General features: G+C 72.0%; 13 protein-coding genes. 12 read left to right on the forward strand and 1 reads right to left on the reverse strand.

What is annotated here, in order from left to right:
• Positions 1 to 27 precede the first annotated feature (27 nt).
• Complete coding sequence (gene ileS / locus RM425_RS13345) at positions 28 to 3,210, reverse strand: isoleucine--tRNA ligase (RefSeq protein ID WP_396137048.1); 3,183 nt, start codon at positions 3,208 to 3,210, stop codon at positions 28 to 30.
• A gap of 131 nt (positions 3,211 to 3,341) precedes the next feature.
• Here ileS and RM425_RS13350 point away from each other — a divergent pair, with 131 nt between their 5' ends.
• The 12 genes from RM425_RS13350 to RM425_RS13405 all read left to right on the forward strand — a co-directional run bounded on the left by RM425_RS13350 (position 3,342) and on the right by RM425_RS13405 (position 18,273).
• Complete coding sequence (locus RM425_RS13350; protein WP_311345708.1) at positions 3,342 to 4,853, forward strand: potassium/proton antiporter; 1,512 nt, start codon at positions 3,342 to 3,344, stop codon at positions 4,851 to 4,853.
• A gap of 106 nt (positions 4,854 to 4,959) precedes the next feature.
• On the forward strand, positions 4,960 to 6,198 hold the full coding sequence (locus tag RM425_RS13355; protein WP_311345709.1) for a DUF4032 domain-containing protein: 1,239 nt from the start codon (positions 4,960 to 4,962) through the stop codon (positions 6,196 to 6,198).
• A gap of 146 nt (positions 6,199 to 6,344) precedes the next feature.
• The gene (locus RM425_RS13360) at positions 6,345 to 7,700 is read left to right on the forward strand and encodes an extracellular solute-binding protein (protein WP_311345710.1); all 1,356 of its coding nucleotides are present in this window, start codon (positions 6,345 to 6,347) and stop codon (positions 7,698 to 7,700) included.
• Positions 7,697 to 8,656: a carbohydrate ABC transporter permease gene (locus RM425_RS13365; protein ID WP_311345711.1), complete on the forward strand. Its 960-nt coding sequence runs from the start codon at positions 7,697 to 7,699 to the stop codon at positions 8,654 to 8,656. Before RM425_RS13360 ends, RM425_RS13365 begins: the two co-directional genes overlap by 4 nt.
• Positions 8,657 to 8,659: 3 nt before the next feature.
• Positions 8,660 to 9,493: a carbohydrate ABC transporter permease gene (locus RM425_RS13370; RefSeq protein WP_311345712.1), complete on the forward strand. Its 834-nt coding sequence runs from the start codon at positions 8,660 to 8,662 to the stop codon at positions 9,491 to 9,493.
• Positions 9,494 to 9,557: 64 nt separating this feature from the next.
• Positions 9,558 to 10,838, forward strand: a complete 1,281-nt coding sequence (locus RM425_RS13375; RefSeq protein ID WP_311345713.1) for an ABC transporter ATP-binding protein — start codon at positions 9,558 to 9,560, stop codon at positions 10,836 to 10,838.
• Positions 10,839 to 10,993: 155 nt separating this feature from the next.
• On the forward strand, positions 10,994 to 11,566 hold the full coding sequence (gene lspA / locus RM425_RS13380; protein ID WP_311345714.1) for a signal peptidase II: 573 nt from the start codon (positions 10,994 to 10,996) through the stop codon (positions 11,564 to 11,566).
• The gene (locus RM425_RS13385; protein ID WP_311345715.1) at positions 11,563 to 12,516 is read left to right on the forward strand and encodes an RluA family pseudouridine synthase; all 954 of its coding nucleotides are present in this window, start codon (positions 11,563 to 11,565) and stop codon (positions 12,514 to 12,516) included. Before lspA ends, RM425_RS13385 begins: the two co-directional genes overlap by 4 nt.
• A gap of 19 nt (positions 12,517 to 12,535) precedes the next feature.
• Positions 12,536 to 13,339, forward strand: a complete 804-nt coding sequence (locus tag RM425_RS13390; protein ID WP_311345716.1) for a CPBP family intramembrane glutamic endopeptidase — start codon at positions 12,536 to 12,538, stop codon at positions 13,337 to 13,339.
• Positions 13,336 to 13,836: a GNAT family N-acetyltransferase gene (locus RM425_RS13395; protein WP_311345717.1), complete on the forward strand. Its 501-nt coding sequence runs from the start codon at positions 13,336 to 13,338 to the stop codon at positions 13,834 to 13,836. The genes RM425_RS13390 and RM425_RS13395 overlap by 4 nt, the downstream gene beginning before the upstream one ends.
• Before the next feature lie 265 nt (positions 13,837 to 14,101).
• Positions 14,102 to 17,674, forward strand: coding sequence for a DNA polymerase III subunit alpha (gene dnaE, locus RM425_RS13400; protein WP_311345718.1), 3,573 nt, complete (start codon positions 14,102 to 14,104; stop codon positions 17,672 to 17,674).
• Positions 17,671 to 18,273, forward strand: a complete 603-nt coding sequence (locus RM425_RS13405) for a DUF2567 domain-containing protein (RefSeq protein ID WP_311345719.1) — start codon at positions 17,671 to 17,673, stop codon at positions 18,271 to 18,273. The genes dnaE and RM425_RS13405 overlap by 4 nt, the downstream gene beginning before the upstream one ends.
• Positions 18,274 to 18,339: the final 66 nt, after the last annotated feature.

Consider the following 18,339-nt stretch of genomic DNA (forward strand, 5'->3'; position numbering starts at 1 on the left):
GCCGGTCGCCCGAGGCGGGCGCGGACCTCAGCTCCCGGCGCGGACCACCCAGAACCGCGAACCCTCGGGCCCCTCGACGCCGTCGCCGGTGCCTGCACCCGCCTGCACGCGCACGGCGAGCACCTCCGCGGCCAGCTGCTCGGCGTGCTCCTCCACCGCCTGCGCGACCGCACCCTCGGCGGTCCAGGACAGCTCGATCCGGTCGCTGACCTCCAAACCGCCGCTCTTGCGCGCCTCCTGGACCAGGCGCACGACCTCCCGGACGAGCCCGGCGCGCTCGAGCTCGGGGGTCAGCGTCAGGTCCAGCGCGACGGTGAGACCGCCACCGCTGGCGACGGTCCAGCCCTCGCGGGGGGTCTCGGTGATGATCAGGTCGCCGTCCTCCAGTGCGACGGCGGCGCCGTCCACCTCGACCGTCGCCGACCCGGCCCGGTAGTCCGCCACCAGTCCGGCGGCGTCCGCGGCGGCCACGGCCTTCGCGACCGCCTGCACCTGCTTGCCCAGGCGCCGGCCGACCGCCCGGAAATCGACCTTGACGCTGACGTCGACCAGGTCGCCGCCGACCGCGGAGAGCGCCACGAGCTCGGCGACGTTCAGCTCGTCGGCGACCTCGGTGACCAGGTCGCGGGGGAGCGCCGACCATGCGGGGGCCGCGACCAGGGCGCGGGCCAGCGGCTGGCGGGTGCGGACCTTCGCCGACGTCCGGGCCGACCGGCCCAGCTCCACCAGGCGGCGGACCAGGTCGACCTGGGCGACGAGCGCGTCGTCCCGTGCGTCCTCGTCGGCGGTGGGCCACGCGGCAAGGTGTACCGAGTCGACGGCGCGATCGGCGGCCGGACCGACGAGCCCCGGGACGACGGCACGACTCCAGACCTCCTCGGTGACGAACGGCACGAACGGCGCCATCAGCCGGGTGAGCCCGTCGAGCACCTCGTGCAGCGTGGCCAGGGCGGCGGGGTCGCCCTCCCAGAAGCGGCGCCGGGACCGCCGGACGTACCAGTTGGACATGTCGTCGACGAAGCCGGCCAGCAGCCGGCCGGCGCCCTGGGTGTCGAAGTCCTCCATGGCGTCGGTGACGCCCTCGGCGACCGCCGCGAGCCTGGCCAGCGCCCAGCGGTCGAGTAGCGGCCGATCGGCCCGCGCCGGGCCAGGGGTGGTCGCCGGGTCCCAGCCGTTGGCCTCGGCGTACAAGGTGAAGAAGCTGGCCGTGTTCCAGTAGGTGAGCAGCACCTTCCGGACCACCTCGGACAGCGTCTCGTGCCCGATGCGCCGGGCCGACCAGGGCGAGCCGCTGGCCAGCATGAACCAGCGGACGGCGTCGGCACTGTGCCGGTCCATCAGCGGGATCGGCTCCAGCGTGTTGCCCAGGTGCTTGCTCATCTTGCGGCCGTCCTCGGCCAGCAGGAGCCCCAGGCACAGCACGTTCTCGTACGAGCTCTGCTCGAACACCAACGTGCCGACGGCCATGAGCGTGTAGAACCAGCCGCGGGTCTGGTCGATCCCCTCGCAGATGAACTGCGCCGGGTAGGCCGCCTCGAACTGCTCCTGGTTGCGGTGCGGCGCGCCCCACTGCGCGAAGGGCATGGAGCCCGAGTCGTACCAGGCGTCGATCACCTGGCGGACCCGCCGGTAGGTGCCCTCCTCGCCGGGGCGGGTGAAGGTGACGTCGTCGATGAACGGCCGGTGCGGGTCCAGGTCGGACAGGTCGCGGCCGGTCAGCTCGGAGAGCTCGGCCAGCGACCCGATCGCCACCATGCGGCTCGGGTCGGCGTCGTTGCGCCAGATCGGCAGCGGCGTGCCCCAGTACCGGTCGCGGGACAGCGCCCAGTCGACGTTGTTGTTCAGCCAGTCGCCGTAGCGGCCCGTCTTGATGCTCTCCGGGTACCAGTTCGTCCTCTCGTTCTCGGCGAGCAGCTGGTCCTTGATCGCGCTGGTCCGGATGTACCAGGACGGCTGCGCGTAGTACATCAGCGGCGTGTGGCAGCGCCAGCAGTGCGGATAGCTGTGCTCGAACCGGTGCTCGCGCCAGAGCACACCACGGGTCTGCAGGTCCTCGACCAGCGCGGGGTCGGCCGCCTTGAAGAAGTGCCCGCCCACCAGCGGGATCTCGGGCAGGAAGTGCCCCGTGGCGTCGATCGGCACGACGACGGGCAGCCCGTAGCCGCGGCACACCGCGAGGTCCTCCGCGCCGAACGCGGGGGACTGGTGCACCAGGCCGGTGCCGTCCTCGGTCGTCACGTAGTCGGCGAGGACGACGTAGTGGGCGTCGCCGTCGGGGAACTCGACCAGCTCGAAGGGCCGCTGGTAGTGCACCCGCTCCCAGTCGCGGCCGGTGGTCCGGGCCAGCACCTCGCGGGGGGCGTCGGGGTCCAGGACGGCGTCGACCAGCGGCTCGGCGACGACCACGGTCGCCTCCTCACCGGCATGCTCCGTGCGGACGACGAGGTAGGCGACGTCGGGGTGCACGGCGACGGCGGTGTTGCTCGGCAGCGTCCACGGCGTCGTCGTCCAGATCAGCAGGTCGGCCCGGCCGGCCCACTCGCCGCTGGTGACCGGCATCCGGACGTACACCGAGGGGTCGGTCAGCGTCTCGTAGCCCTGGGCCACCTCGTGGTCGGACAGACCCGTGCCGCAGCGCGGGCAGTACGGGGCGACGCGGTGGTCCTCGACCAGCAGGCCCTTGTCGAAGATCTGCTTGAGCGACCACCAGACGCTCTGGATGTAGCCGGGGTCCATCGTCCAGTAGGCGGTGGACAGGTCGACCCAGTAGCCCATCCGCCGGGTGAGCTCGGAGAACGAGTCGACGTGCCGCTCGACCGACTCGCGGCACTTCGCGTTGAACTCGGCGATGCCGTAGCGCTCGATGTCGGGCTTGCCCGCGAAACCGAGCTCCTGCTCGACGGCGATCTCCACCGGCAGGCCGTGGCAGTCCCAGCCGGCGCGGCGGGGCACGTGCCAGCCCTGCATCGTCTTGAAGCGGGGGAAGACGTCCTTGAACGCCCGCGCCTCGATGTGGTGGGTCCCCGGCCGTCCGTTGGCCGTGGGTGGGCCCTCGTACACGTTCCACTGCGGCCGGCCGGCCGAGCCCTCGAGCGTGCGGGAGAAGATCTTCTCGGCCTCCCAGCGCTGGAGGATCTGCTGCTCGAGTGCCGGCAGGTCGACCTGCGGGGGCAGCGCGGCGAAGGGGCCGGTGGCCGAGGGGGAACTCACGGGACCCATTCTCCCCGAACGGCCAAACGCATTCGCACGGCGCGTCCACCGGCGGCCGCGAGGGGCGCCGGCTCGCCGCAGGAGACGGATCCGGGCGTGCGGGAGACTGCCCCCATGGTGGGCGGCGAACGGTGAGCACGACCGTGACGCTCGCGCTGGGCATCGGCGCCGTCGTCGTGCTCGTGGCCGCGGTGGCCCTGCGGCTCGCCGACCGGCTCGGTCTGCCCAGCCTGCTGCTCTACCTGGCGCTGGGCGTGGGGCTGGGGGAGAGCGGACTGGGCATCCAGTTCGAGGACTTCGACCTCGCCGCCAACCTGAGCATCGCCGCCCTCGTCGTCATCCTCGCCGAGGGCGGTCTCACCACCCGGTGGGACGACATGCGGCGGGCGCTGGGGCCTGCGGTCACGCTGGCCACCGTCGGTGTGGCCGTCAGCGTCGTCGTCACCGCCGCGCTCGCCGTCTGGCTGCTGGAGCTGGAGTGGGGCTTCGCCCTGCTGCTCGCGGCGGTGATCGGCTCGACCGACGCGGCTGCGGTCTTCGCGGTTCTCCGGCGGCTGCCGCTGCCGCGCCGGCTGGTGGCCGCCGTCGAGGCGGAGAGCGGTCTCAACGACGCCCCGGTGGTCCTGCTGGCCGCGGCGCTGATCGCGCAGCTCAACGGCGACGCCGCGAGCGCCTGGTACGTCGTGGCGCTCCAGGTGGCCGGCCAGCTCGCCGGCGGCGCGGTCCTCGGCCTGGCCATCGGGTTCGGCGGCGGCTGGGTCCTGCGCCGGGTGGCGCTCCCCGTGGCCGGCCTCTACCCGCTGGCGACGCTGGCCATCTGCGTGCTCGCTTACTCGGTGGCGACCCTGGGTGCCACGTCGGGCATCGTCGCGGTCTACCTGTGCGGGGTGGTCCTCGGCAACGTCCGGATGCCGCACCGCTCGGCCAGCATCGGTTTCGCCGAGGGGACGGCCTCGCTGGCCCAGATCGGCCTGTTCGTCCTGCTCGGGCTGCTCGTGTCGCCGAGTCGGCTGCCCGAGGCGCTGCTCCCCGCGCTGCTCGTCGGGGCTGCCCTGCTGCTGGTGGCCCGTCCGCTGTCGGTGCTGGCAAGCCTCGTCTGGTTCCGCTGGCCGCTGAGGCACCAGGCGTTCGTCTCGTGGGCGGGGCTGCGCGGCGCGGTGCCGATCGTCATCGCCACCTTCCCGTTGACCGCGCAGGTGCCCGACGCGGCGATGATCTTCGACACCGTCTTCGTCCTGGTCGTCGTGTTCACCGTCGTCCAGGGCGGGCTCCTGCCCCTGGTCACCCGGCGGCTGGGCATCACCGCGCCCGTCGTCCCGCGGGACGTCGACGTGGAGTCCGCCCCGCTGGACGAGCTCGACGCCGACCTGCTCCAGCTCACCGTTGCGGAGGGGTCGCGGCTGCACGGCGTCTACCTGCCGGAGCTGCGGCTGCCCGAAGACGCCGCGGTCGTGCTGATCGTGCGGGAGGGGCGGTCGTTCGTGCCCGACGACGTGACCCGCCTCATGCGGGGCGACCAGGCCCTCATCGTCTCCGCGCGCCGTTCCCGGCGGGAGGCGGAACGCCGCCTGCGCGCGGTCAGCCGGGCCGGGCGGCTGGCGTCCTGGCGCGGCGAGACCGGGGCGGTGACCGGCGCGGACTGATGCCCGGTCGGCCGTGCGGGGACCCGGCGGTACGTGCGAAGGTGACGTCCCCAGGGGCGCCGTGCGGGCACGGCGCCGACGGGTGCTGCGAGCGACGGAGACCGCCATGCGCTTCCTCTTCCGGCCCCCGGCCAACGAGGCGGCCGAGTTGCTGGCGCTGCCCTGGGACGCACCGCTCGAGGAGTGGGACGCCGGCCTGCTGCTCGAGGTGCCGCAGCGCGGCATCTCCCGCCACGTCGTGCGCTTCGTGGCGTCGGGCGGGCACGTGTACGCCCTCAAGGAGATCGCCGAGCGGCTGGCCCGGCACGAGTACGGCCTGCTGGCCCGGTTCGAGGAGGAGGGACTGCCGGCCGTCAGCGTGCTCGGCATCTGCGTGGACCGCCCCGACGACCAGCAGGCGATCCTCGTGACGCGGTACCTCGAGTACTCGATGTCCTACCGCTGGCTGTTCTCGCGCCCGCCGGGTGCCCACTCGGCGGAGCAGCTGCTCGACACGATGGTGGTGCTGCTGGTCCGGCTCCACCTGGCGGGCGTCTTCTGGGGCGACTGCTCGCTGTCCAACACGCTGTTCCGGCTGGACGCGGGCACCCTGGCCGCCTACCTCGTCGACGCGGAGACCGTCGAGCGCTACCCCTCCCTGACACCGGGGCAGCGCCGGCACGACGTCGACCTGGCCCGGGAACGGGTCGGCGCCGAGCTGCTCGACCTGCGGTTCGGCGGGCTGCTGCCCGACGGCATCGACCCGATCGAGGTGGCGGACGGCCTGCCGAAGCGCTACGAATCACTGTGGGAGGAGGTCACCCGCGAGGAGACCTTCTCGCCCGAGGAGCAGCAGTACCGCGTGGCAGAGCGGCTGCGCCGGCTCAACGAGCTGGGTTTCGACGTCGGCGAGATCGAGATCGTCACCTCTCCCGGGGGCTCCCGGCTGCGCGTGGAGACCCGCGTCTCCGAGCCCGGGCACAATCGGCGCGAGCTGTTCCGGCTCACCGGCCTGGAGGTGCAGGAGCGGCAGGCCCAGCGGCTGCTCAACGACGTCCGGGCCTACCGGGCCCACCTCGAGCAGCGCGGCGGGGCACCGGTGCCCGAGCCGGTCGCCGCGCACCGCTGGCTGGCGGAGGTCTACCAGACGGTGATGGCCGCGATCCCCCCGGAACTGGCCGGCCGGCTGGCCCCGGCCGAGATCTTCCACGAGGTGCTCACGCACCGGTGGCTCCTGTCCGAGCGGGCCGGCCGCGACGTCGGGACGGAGGAGGCGGCGCGCTCGTACGCGGCCGACGTCCTGCCGCGCACGCCCCAGGAGGTCACGACGCCGTCGGTCATCGCCGACCGCGCCCGGGGTCGCTGAGCCGTCCCACCCGTCGTCCGCCGGGTCACGATCCGATCGCTCCGGACGTGACGGGGCCGGTTCGAATTGACAGCGAATGTGGCCTGGACCACGCTCCGGGAACCGCTGTTGATCAGCTCGTGGCGCGCCAACGGAGGCGATGACCGATGCCGAACGCTCGAGGCCGTATCCGCTCGGACGGAAGGACCCCGGCGCCGCCGCTCGGGCGCCGGAGGGGGCGCGGGACGGCGGGGGCGGCGGCACTGCTGGTGGCCGCCGGGACGCTGGCCGGCTGCGGCAGCGACGGCGGGGGAGCCTCCTCGCTCACCTGGTACATCAACCCGGACGCGGGAGGCCAGGCGGAGATCGCCGCCCGGTGCACCGAGGAGGCCGACGGCCGCTACACGATCGAGACGGCGTTGCTGCCCCGCGACGCCGCATCGCAGCGCGAGCAGCTCATCCGGCGCCTGGCGGCCAACGACGACTCGATCGACCTCATGAGCCTGGACCCGCCGTTCATCCCGGAGTTCGCGCAGGCGGGCTTCCTGGCCCCGGTGCCCGACGACGTCGCCGATCGGGTCACCGAGGGCGTCGTGCAGAGCGCCATCGAGGGGGCGACGTGGGACGACGAACTGGTCGCCGTCCCGTTCTGGGCGAACACGCAGCTGCTCTGGTATCGGAAGTCGGTGGCCGAGGCGGCCGGCCTGGACATGTCGCAGCCGGTCACCTGGGAGCAGATCGTCGAGGCCGCCGAGGGGCAGGGCAAGCTCGTCGGCGCCCAGGGGACCCGCGCCGAGTCGCTCACCGTCTGGTTCAACGCCCTCATCGAGTCCGCGGGCGGCGAGATCATCACCGATCCCTCCCCGGAGGACCCGGCTCAGATCGAGCTCGGTCTCACCTCCGACGCCGGCGCGCGGGCCACCGAGACCATGAAGCTGGTCGCCGAGTCCGACGCGGCGGGCCCGGCCTTCTCGACCTCGAACGAGGACTCCACCGCCACGGGCTTCGAGAGCGAGGACGGTGGCTTCCAGGTCAACTACCCGTTCGTCTACCCGCGGGCGCTGGGCGCCGCCGAGGCCGGCACGCTCGACCCCTCGGTCCCCGACGACTACGCGGCCACGATCTACCCGCGCGTAGAGGAAGACCAGCCGGCCGCCCCACCCTACGGCGGGATCAACCTCGGCGTAGGTGCGTTCAGCGAGAGCCCTGAGCTGGCCTACGAGGCGGCGGAGTGCATCACCTCCGACGAGAACCAGGCCTACTACTTCGTGACCAACGGGAACCCGGCGTCCTCCGAGGCCGTCTACGACGACCCCGAGGTGCTGGAGGCATTCCCCATGGCCCCGGTCATCCGTGAGTCCCTCGAGCTGGCGGCGCCCCGTCCGCAGACGCCGTACTACAACGAGATCTCGGTCGGCATCCAGCGCAGCTACCACCCACCGTCGGGCGTCGAGCCCGGCGAGACGGGCGAGGTCGCCACCGAGCTCATCAACGCGGTCCTGGCGAAGGAGGACCTGCTGTGAGCACCACGACGCTGCCCCCGACCAAGAAGACCGAACCGAAGTCGGCACCGAAGGCCGGGATCAGCGACCGCTCCCGGAGCGAGCGCAAACTCGGCTGGCTGCTGGCCGGGCCGGCCTTCCTGGTCATGCTCCTGGTGACCGCCTACCCGATCCTGCAGGCCACCTACGAGTCCCTGTTCGACTTCCGCCTCACCGACCCGGACAACCGCTCGTTCGTCGGGCTGAACAACTACTGGGTGATCCTCACCGACCCGCTGTGGTGGGAGTCGATCGGCGTCACCGCGTTCATCACGATCGTGACGGTGGCCGTGGAACTCGTCCTCGGTTTCGCCCTGGCCCTGGTCATGGTGAAGGCGCTCCGGGCGCTTCGCCCGGTCCTGCGCGCGGCCATCCTGATCCCGTACGCGGTCATCACCGTCGTGTCCGCGTTCGCCTGGCAGTTCGCCTTCGACATCAACTCCGGTTTCGTGAACTCCTGGTTCACCTGGATCCCGGGTGTCTCGGAGAACACCGACTGGTTCGGGGACCGCTGGACGGCGCTGCTGGTCATCTGCCTGGCCGAGATCTGGAAGACCACGCCGTTCATCTCGCTGCTGCTCCTGGCCGGCCTGGCCCAGGTCCCCGAAGTGCTGCAGGAGGCGGCCAAGGTCGACGGCGCGACCAGGTGGCAGCGCATGTGGCGGGTGACGATCCCGAACATGAAGGCGGCGATCATGGTCGCCCTGCTCTTCCGGACCTTGGACGCCTTCCGGGTCTTCGACACCATCTTCATCATGACCAACGGGGCCAACGGGACCGAGTCGGTGTCGTTCCTCGCCTACCGGCAGACCATCGCGCGCCTGGAGATAGGCCTCGGGTCGGCGGTGTCGGTGCTGCTGTTCCTCGCCGTCGTGTTGATCGCGTTCACGTTCATCAAGCTGTTCAGGGTCGATCTGTCCCAGGCTCGGGGGGAGTAGTCCATGTCCACGCGGAAGAAGGTTCTCTGGGGCGTCGGCGGCTTCCTGATCGTCGTCTACTGCCTGTTCCCGATCGCCTGGATCGTCTCGGTCTCCTTCAAGGCACCCAGCGACCTGGCCAACAGGAGCTTCCTGCCGTCCGAGCTGACCTGGCAGAACTACGAACTCATCCTCACCGGGGGCGCCAGCGACCTGTTCCTGCCGGCGCTGCGCAACTCCTTCGGCATCTGCCTGATCGCCACGGCGATCTCCGTCCTGCTCGCGATGTTCGCGGCCTACGCGATCGCGCGGCTGGACTTCCCGGGTAAGAAGCTAATCCTGTCCACCGCGCTGGTGGTGGCGATCTTCCCGGTGATCTCGATCGTCACGCCGCTGTTCAACCTGTGGCGCCAGATCGGCCTCTACGACACCTGGCCCGGTCTGATCATCCCGTACCTGTCGCTGACCCTGCCGATCTCGATCTGGACGATGTCGGCGTTCTTCCGGGAGATCCCGTGGGAGATGGAGCAGGCCGCCCAGGTCGACGGCGCGACCACGTGGCAGGCGTTCCGCAAGGTGATCGTCCCGCTCGCCGCCCCGGGCGTGTTCACCACGGCGATCATCGCCTTCTTCATCGCCTGGAACGACTTCATCTACGGCATCTCGCTCACCTCCACCGAGGCCGCCCGGCCGGTCCCGGCGGCGCTGGGTCTGTTCACCGGCGCCTCCCAGTTCGAGGAGCCGACCGGCGCCATCTCGGCCGCCGCCGTGATCGTCACGATCCCGGTCGTCGTCCTGGTGCTGCTGTTCCAGCGGCGCATCGTCGCCGGCCTCACCAACGGCGCGGTGAAGGGCTGATCGCCGTGACCACACCCCCGATCCCGACCTCCCGAACCGCATCCCACCGAGGGGACGAGCACTGATGGCCTCCATCGAGATGAAGAACATCGTCAAGCAGTACGGCGACGGCTTCCCGGCGGTGAACGACGTGAGCCTGGACATCGCCGACGGGGAGTTCATGATCCTGGTCGGTCCGTCCGGCTGCGGGAAGTCGACGCTGCTGCGGATGATCGTCGGCCTGGAGGACATCACCAGCGGCGACATGGTGATCGGCGGGACGCGGGTCAACGACCTCGCGCCCCGCGACCGCAACCTGTCGATGGTCTTCCAGAACTACGCCCTCTACCCGCACATGACGGTGTTCGAGAACATCGCCTTCCCGCTGCGGCTGGCCAAGATGCCCGACGACGAGGTGCGCCGCCGAGTGACCGAGGCGTCCGACGTCCTCGATCTCAAGGAGCACCTCGAGCGCAAGCCGGCCAACCTCTCCGGCGGTCAGCGGCAGCGCGTGGCCATGGGACGGGCCATCGTCCGGCAGGCCGAGGCGTTCCTGTTCGACGAGCCGCTGTCCAACCTGGACGCGAAGCTGCGCGGGCAGATGCGTACGGAGATCTCCCGGTTGCAGCGCCGGCTGGGGATCACGACCGTCTACGTCACCCACGACCAGACCGAGGCCATGACGCTCGGCGACCGGGTCTGCGTGCTGCGCAAGGGGAAGATCCAGCAGGTGGCCTCCCCGCGGGAGCTCTACGAGCAGCCGGTCAACCTGTTCGTCGCCGGGTTCATCGGCTCCCCGCCGATGAACTTCCTCCCGGCCACGCCCGAGGGCAACCGCCTGAAGACGCCGTTCGGCGACATCGAGATCGAGCAGTCGCGGGCCGGGAAGCTCGCCGGGCACGACCTGCTCCTGGTCGGCATCCGCCCGGAGTACTTCGAGGACGCCTCGCTGGTGGACGAGGCGAAGCGGCCGCTCGGCTCGACCTTCACCGCACGGGTGGACGTCACCGAGTGGCTGGGCGACTCGCAGTTCGCCTACATCCCCTACGACGCACCCGAGTCGATCCAGACCAAGCTCCGCGACCTCTCCCGCGAGCTCGACTCCGAGGAGCTGCGCACGCAGGCCATCGTGTCGATCGACGCCACCAGCCGGATCCGCGAGGGCCGGGAGGCGGAGTTCTGGCTGGACAGCCGCAAGGTGCACGTCTTCGACCCGGAGTCGGGGGAGAACCTCACCCGCGACGCCGAGGCCGGCGCCGAGCTCACCCGGCTGGCGAACCAGGACCGCGAGGAGCAGCTGGAGGACTCGCAGACCCGCACGTCCGCGGGTCAGCAGGTGGGCGGGGCAACGGCAGCGTCGGCCTGACGGCGTCGGCGTGCCCGGAGGGGGCGGCCGGGGCGCGGCTATCGTCGGGTGCGGCGGCGCCGGAGCGGGTCCGCCCCCGAACCGAGGAGTGCGCCCTGTCCGAGCACCACGACCCGTCCGAGGGCCCGAACGACGGTGCGACGGCGTCCGACGGCGTGGCGGCCGCTCCCGGGAGGGGGCGGCCGCGTACCCGTCTGCTGCTGGCCCCGGCCGCGGCCGTGCTGCTCCTCGACCTCGTCACCAAGCTGGTCGTGGTCGCGACGATCGAGCCAGGGGAGGACATCCGGGCCCTGGGCGGGGCGCTGTACCTGACGCACCTGCGCAACACCGGCGCGGCGTTCTCCTTCGCCGAGGGCTTCACGGTCGTGTTCACGCTGGTCGCGGCGGCCGTCGTCGTCGTCATCGTGCGCACCGCCCGGCGGCTGTTCTCCACCGCATGGGCGGTCGCGCTCGGACTGGTGCTCGGGGGCGCCGTCGGCAACCTGATCGACCGGATCTTCCGCGACCCCGGCTTCCTGCGCGGTGGCGTCGTCGACTTCCTGTCGGTGTTCGGACCGGACGGCGAGGTGTGGCCGGTGTTCAACGTGGCCGACTCGGCGATCGTCTGCGGCGGGATCCTCGGAGCCGTCCTCGCGCTGCGCGGCATCGACTTCGACGGCGCCCGGGAAGGCGCCGGGTCGGCGGGCTCCGCCGGCAGCGGTGGTCGGCCCGTCACAATGGAGGAGTGACCAGCTCTCCCGGCCTGCCCGCGTCCGGGGTCCACCGTGCCCTGCCCGTTCCCGACGGGCTCGAGGGCCAGCGGGTGGACCAGGCGATCTCGCGGCTGTTCGGGCTCTCGCGGTCGGTGGCGGCCGAGGTCGCCGATGCCGGGAACGTCCAGGTCGACGGCCGGGTCCGCGGCAAGGGCGACCGGCTCACCGGGGGCAGCTGGCTGGAGGTCGAGCTGCCGCCGCCGCCGGGTGAGCCGGTGGCACCGCGCCCCGTCGAGGGCATGACGATCCTGCACGACGACGACGACCTGGTCGTCGTCGACAAGCCCGTCGGGGTCGCGGCCCACCCGAGCCCCGGCTGGGACGGGCCGACCGTCATCGGGGGGCTCGCCGCCTCGGGGTACCGGGTGTCTACCTCCGGAGCGGCGGAGCGCCAGGGTGTCGTGCACCGCCTGGACGCCGCGACCACCGGCGTGATGGTCGTGGCGAAGAGCGAGCGCGCCTACACCGTCCTCAAGGCCGCCTTCAAGGAGCGCACCGTCGAGAAGGGGTACCACGCACTCGTCCAGGGCCACCCCGATCCCTCGCGCGGCACCATCGACGCGCCGATCGACCGGCATCCCAAGCACGACTGGCGGTTCGCGGTGGTGCAGGGCGGCCGCCCCTCGGTGACGCACTACGAGGTGATGGAGGCGTTCCCGGCCGCCAGTCTGGTCGACATCCGGCTCGAGACCGGACGGACCCACCAGATCCGGGTGCACTTCTCGGCGCTGCGGCACCCCTGCGTGGGCGACACGACCTACGGCGCCGACCCCACGCTGGCCGCCCGTCTGGGCGTGAGCCGCCAGTGGCTGCACGCGGTGCGGCTGGGCTTCCACCACCCGGCCGACGGGCGCTGGGTGGAGTTCACCAGCGAGTACCCGACCGATCTCGCCGGCGCGCTGGCCGTCCTGCGCGCCGAGGCCTGACCCGGCCCGGGCGTCGGCCGTGAGCGGGCTCCCGGAGTCGCTGACCGACTTCGGCCCGGCGGCCTTCGCCGCGGTCGTCGTCGCCGTGTACCTGGTCGCCGGTGAGCCGGTGGCCGGCCACGTCCTGCACCGCCGCTTCGAGGGTCGGCTGCGCACCGACCCCGGCGCCCGCCGCTCCTTCTACGGCCGGCTGCTGATCCTCGAGTGGGGGCTGGCCCTGCTGGCCCTGGTCGTGTGGCTCTCGGCCCCCGGGGTGGACGCCGGGGCGGTGGGGCTGGCCTGGCCGCGGTCGTGGCCCGGCCCGCTGACGCTGCTGCTCGTCGGCCTCGTGCTCGTCTTCGTCGTCGCCTCCACGCGGGCCCTGCGCGGCGGCGCGCTGGTCGAGGCCGGCCCGCCCGCGCCAGCGCCCGCGGCCCGCCGTCCGCCCGGCCAGGGCCGGCACGCCGAGCCACCGGGGTCCGCCACGCTCGCCCTGCTGCCGCGCACCGCGGAGGAGCGCCGGCTGTTCACCGTGGTCGGCCTGACCGCCGGCATCTGCGAGGAGTGGCTGTACCGGGGCTTCTTCCTCGCCGTGGTCGCCGCCGTCGCCGGCGACCTCCCGACCTGGTTGCTCGTGCTGGTGGCGGCGGTCGCCTTCGGTCTGGCCCACGCCTACCAGGGACGCGCCGGCATCGTGCTCACCGGCGTGCTCGGGGGAGTGATGGCCGCGCTGTACCTGGGGACGGGGTCGCTGCTCCTCCCGGTGCTGCTGCACGCCGCCATCGACCTACGCTTCCTCCTCGTGCCCACGTCCGTGCTGCCCGCCGCAAGGCCCGCCTGGTGACCCGGCCGTCGGCCCGCGTGGCCACCCCGGACGACTGGCCGGAGGTCGTGGCCCTGCGCACCCGTGTCTTCGTCGACGAGCAGGGCGTGCCGCCGGAGATCGAGCAGGACGAGCGCGACGCCACGGCCGTGCACGTGGTGAGCCGCGACGCCGCCGATCGCGTCGTGGCCACGGGGCGGTTGCTGCTGCCGGCCGACGGCTCGGCGGTGGCCGGGATCGGCCGGATGGCCGCCGACGCGTCGGTGCGCGGGCTCGGGCACGGCGCCGCCGTCCTGGCCGAGCTGCACCGCCAGGCCGCCCTGCGCGGGGCCACCGCGGTCGAGCTGCACGCCCAGGTGACCGCCCGGCGGTTCTACGAACGGGCCGGCTACACCGCCGTCGGCGGGGAGTACCTCGAGGCCGGCATCGCGCACGTCACGATGCGCCGGGTGCTCGCGGAGCCGCACGACGGTCACCGGGTGCCGGGCGGGCACGCGGGCGGCACGGGGCGGATGTGACCGATCGGTCCGCCCGCGGGCAGACACGTCCTGTCAGACCCTCGGCGTAGACAGCTTCCAGTGCGAGGATCGACGGGCGTCACCCGAGACACCTCTCCCGAGGCTCGCACGCCGGTCTTCCCCGCCGGTCGCCCGCCGGAGACCATGCCGGCCGGGCACGCACGACCACTGAGGAGCACGACCGCACCGTGAGCGAGCTGGCGAGCGAACCGATGAACGCAGCACCCCTGGGAACGGACACGACGAGCGCCAGCGAGGAGTGTCCGTGACCAGTTCGTCCGATTCGTTCGCGCACCTGCACGTGCACACCGAGTACTCGATGCTCGACGGCGCGGCGAAGCTGCCCGAGGTGACGAAGGCGGCAGCCGAGCAGGGGATGCCGGCGCTGGCGATGACCGACCACGGCAACGTGTTCGGCGCCTACGAGTTCTACAAGCAGGCCGGCGCCGCGGGCGTGAAGCCCATCATCGGCATGGAGGGGTACTACACCCCGGGCTCGCGGTTCGACCGCGCTCCGTTCGACTTCGGCGACAAGTTGCTGGACGAGGAGGGCGACGGCGGCTCCAACCGGGGCAAGGCGGCGTACACGCACATGACGCTGCTGGCCCGCACCACCGAGGGGATGCACAACCTCTTCCGCATCTCCTCGCTGGCCAGCCTCGAGGGCCAGTACCGCAAGCCGCGCTTCGACCGCGACCTGCTCGAGCGCTACGGCAAGGGCCTGATCGCCACCACGGGCTGCCCGTCCGGCGAGGTCAACATGTGGCTGCGGGCGGGCAAGGAGGACCGGGCCAAGCAGGCCGCGGCCGACTTCCAGGACATCTTCGGCAAGGAGAACTTCTACGCCGAGCTGATGGACCACGGCCTGTCCATCGAGAAGAAGACCCGTCCGGCGCTGCTCAGGATCGCCGAGGACCTCGGGATCCCGCTGCTGGCCACCAACGACCTGCACTACACGCACAAGGAGGACGCCGGCGCCCACGACGCCCTGCTGTGCATCCAGACCGGCTCGCGGCTGAACGAGCCCAACCGCTTCAAGTTCAACGGTGACGGCTACTACCTGAAGAGCGCCGCGGAGATGCGGGCGCTGTTCCCGGGCGAGCTCTCCGTCGCGTGCGACAACACGCTGCTGGTGGCCGAGCAGTGCGAGGTCAGCTTCACCGAGGGCGCCGACCTGATGCCGCGCTTCCCCCTGCCCGAGGGGGAGGACGAGACCTCCTGGTTCGTCAAGGAGGTCGAGCGCGGACTGCACAAGCGCTACCCGGGCGGCATCCCCGCCCACGTGCGCAAGCAGGCCGACTACGAGGTCGGGATCATCTGCCAGATGGGCTTCCCGGGGTACTTCCTCGTGGTCGCCGACTTCATCAACTGGGCCAAGGACAACGGCATCCGCGTCGGGCCGGGCCGCGGCTCGGCCGCCGGCTCGCTGGCCGCCTTCGCCATGGGCATCACCGACCTCGACCCGCTGGCGCACGGCCTGATCTTCGAGCGGTTCCTCAACCCCGAGCGCGTCTCCATGCCCGACGTCGACATCGACTTCGACGACCGCCGCCGCGGCGAGGTCATCCGGTACGTGTCGGAGAAGTACGGCGAGGAGCGGGTCAGCCAGATCGTCACCTACGGGACGATCAAGGCCAAGGCCGCGATCAAGGACGCCGCCCGTGTGCTCGACCGGCCCTACTCCGTCGGCGACGAGCTGACCAAGCTCATGCCGCCCGGCGTCATGGGCAAGGACATCCCGCTGTCGGGGATCTTCGACCCGGCCCACCCCCGCTACAAGGAGGCCGCGGAGTTCCGCGCCCGCTACGAGTCCGACCCGGGGGCCGCCGAGGTCGTCGACCAGGCGCGCAAGCTCGAGGGCCTGAAGCGGCAGTGGGGCGTGCACGCCGCCGGCGTCATCATCGGCCGGTACCCGCTCATCGACAGCATCCCGCTCATGCGCCGGGAGGCCGACGGCGCCATGATCACGCAGTTCGACTACCCGACCTGCGAGACGCTCGGCCTGCTCAAGATGGACTTCCTGGGGCTGCGCAACCTCACCGTCCTGGACGACGCGCTGCGCAACATCGTGCTGAACGGCAAGGCGCCGGTCGACCTCGACGAGATCAGCAAGGACCTCACCGACAAGGCGACCTACCAGCTGCTCGGCCGGGGTGACACCCTCGGGGTCTTCCAGTTCGACGGCGGCCCGATGCGGTCGCTGCTGCGGCTGATGCGGCCGGACAACTTCGAGGACATCTCCGCCGTCGGCGCGCTCTACCGGCCCGGTCCGATGGGCGCGAACTCGCACACCAACTACGCGCTGCGCAAGAACGGCCAGCAGGAGATCACGCCGATCCACCCAGAGCTCGCCGAGCCGCTGGAGGAGATCCTCGGGCAGACCTACGGCCTGATCGTCTACCAGGAGCAGGTCATGGCGATCGCGCAGAAGGTCGCCGGGTACTCGCTCGGCAAGGCCGACCTGCTGCGCCGTGCGATGGGCAAGAAGAAGAAGTCCGTGCTGGACGCGGAGTTCGTCGGCTTCGAGGCCGGCATGAAGGCCAACGGCTTCTCCGCCGCGGCGATCAAGACGCTTTGGGACATCCTCGTCCCCTTCGCCGACTACGCGTTCAACAAGGCGCACTCGGCGGCGTACGGGCTGATCTCCTACTGGACGGCGTTCCTCAAGGCGAACTACCCGGCCGAGTACATGGCCGGCCTGCTCACCAGCGTCCAGGACGACAAGGACCGGCGGCCGATCTACCTCGCCGAGTGCCGCCGGATGGGCATCAAGGTGCTGCCGCCGGACGTCAACGAGTCCTCCTGGGACTTCACCGCGGTCGGCAACGACATCCGCTTCGGCCTGGCCTCGGTGCGCAACGTCGGGCACAACGTCGTCGAGTCGATCGTCCGGGCGCGCGAGGAGAAGGGGGCGTACAAGGACTTCCCCGACTTCATGAAGAAGATCGACACGGTGGCCTGCAACAAGAAGGTCATCGAGTCCCTCGCCAAGGCGGGCGCGTTCGACTCCCTCGGCCACTCCCGCCAGGGCATCGTCGCCATCCACGCCCAGGCGGTGGACTCCGCGATGGGTCTCAAGCGCAAGGAGGCCGAGGGCCAGTTCGACCTGTTCGGCAGCTTCGGCGAGGGCGCCGACGGGGACGGCGCGATCGAGGACCCGTTCGGCAGCGCACTCGACATCGTCATCCCGACGGCCGACTGGTCCAAGAGCGAGCGGCTGGTCTTCGAGCGGGACATGCTCGGGCTCTACGTCTCCGACCACCCGCTGCACGGGGTCGAGCACGTGCTGGCGCAGAACGCCGACACCCCGATCGCCGAGATCAACGCCGGCGGCGTCGAGGACGGTGCGAACGTCACGATCGCCGGCATCCTCACCGCGGTCTCGCCGCGCACCAACAAGCAGGGCGCGCCCTGGGCCATCGCCACGCTGGAGGACCTCGAGTCCGGCATCGAGGTGCTCTTCTTCCCCAAGACCTGGGCGGAGGTCTCGGAGAAGGTCGTCCGCGACCAGATCGTGGTGGTCAAGGGCCGGATCAGCCGCCGCGACGACCAGCCCTCGCTCTTCGGCTCCGAGGTGACCCTGCCCGAGCTCACCGAGGGCGCGCGCGGCCCGGTGCTGGTCTCGATGGCCGCCGGGCGCTGCACCCCGCCGGTGGTCGAGCGGCTCCGCGAGGTGCTGGGCAGCCACCCCGGCACCACCGAGGTGCAGCTCAAGCTGGTCAACGGCAGCCGCGAGACGGTGCTGCGGCTGGACCAGGGGCTCCGCGTCCGCCCGAGCCCGGCGCTGATGGGCGACATCAAGGCGCTGCTCGGCCCCATGAGCGTCGCGCTGCTGTGAGCCGGCCCGGCCCCCCCTTCGTCCCGCCCCGGCAGGTCGGGCCCGCGGCGTCCGACCGCTGGCTGGGCCGGCAGGAGCTGCGCGCCGACCGGCGCCCGGCGGTGCTGCTCGCCCTCACGCTGGCCGGCGCCGGGGCGCCCGCGGGGCTGCTCTGGTGGGTGCTGGCGCCCCGGGCGGACTTCCGCATCACCGCGGACGGTCCGGTGGTCGTCGGCTCGCCGTCGCTGGAGCTGCTGGTCGCCGACGACGCGATCTTCGTCCTCGTCATGGCGGTGGTCGGCCTGCTCGCCGGGCTGGCCGCGTGGCCGCTGCGCCGGCACCGCGGGGTCACGATCCTCGGCGCGCTCGCGGTGGGGGCGACCGCAGCGGGGGCGGTCGCCTGGCTGGTCGGCGAGATGCTCGGCGAAGGGCCGACCGATGCCCAGCTGTCGGAGGTCGGGCGGGTGGTCACCACCGGGCTGGACCTCGGAGCCACCGCGGCGCTGGCGGTCGCGCCGTTCGTGGCGGTCCTGGTCTACGTCCTCGGCGTGATCGTCAACGCCGAGGACGGTGTCGGCCGCACGGATGCTCCATCGGCCCCGTCCGGAGGCTCGCCCTGAGCGTGCGAAGGGCCGTCCGCCCCGTCGCAGGGCTCCCGTCGCGAGCGTGCGAGCGGTGGGGGGCGA

The organism is Blastococcus goldschmidtiae (assembly GCF_031845325.1).
GTDB lineage: Bacteria > Actinomycetota > Actinomycetes > Mycobacteriales > Geodermatophilaceae > Blastococcus > Blastococcus goldschmidtiae.

Coding starts and splice junctions, on each gene's coding strand:
- RM425_RS13370 (WP_311345712.1), top strand. CDS start 8,660: ATGTCCACGCGGAAGAAGGTTCTCTGGGGCGTCGGCGGCTTCCTGATC.
- RM425_RS13375 (WP_311345713.1), top strand. CDS start 9,558: ATGGCCTCCATCGAGATGAAGAACATCGTCAAGCAGTACGGCGACGGC.
- RM425_RS13355 (WP_311345709.1), top strand. CDS start 4,960: ATGCGCTTCCTCTTCCGGCCCCCGGCCAACGAGGCGGCCGAGTTGCTG.
- RM425_RS13360 (WP_311345710.1), top strand. CDS start 6,345: ATGCCGAACGCTCGAGGCCGTATCCGCTCGGACGGAAGGACCCCGGCG.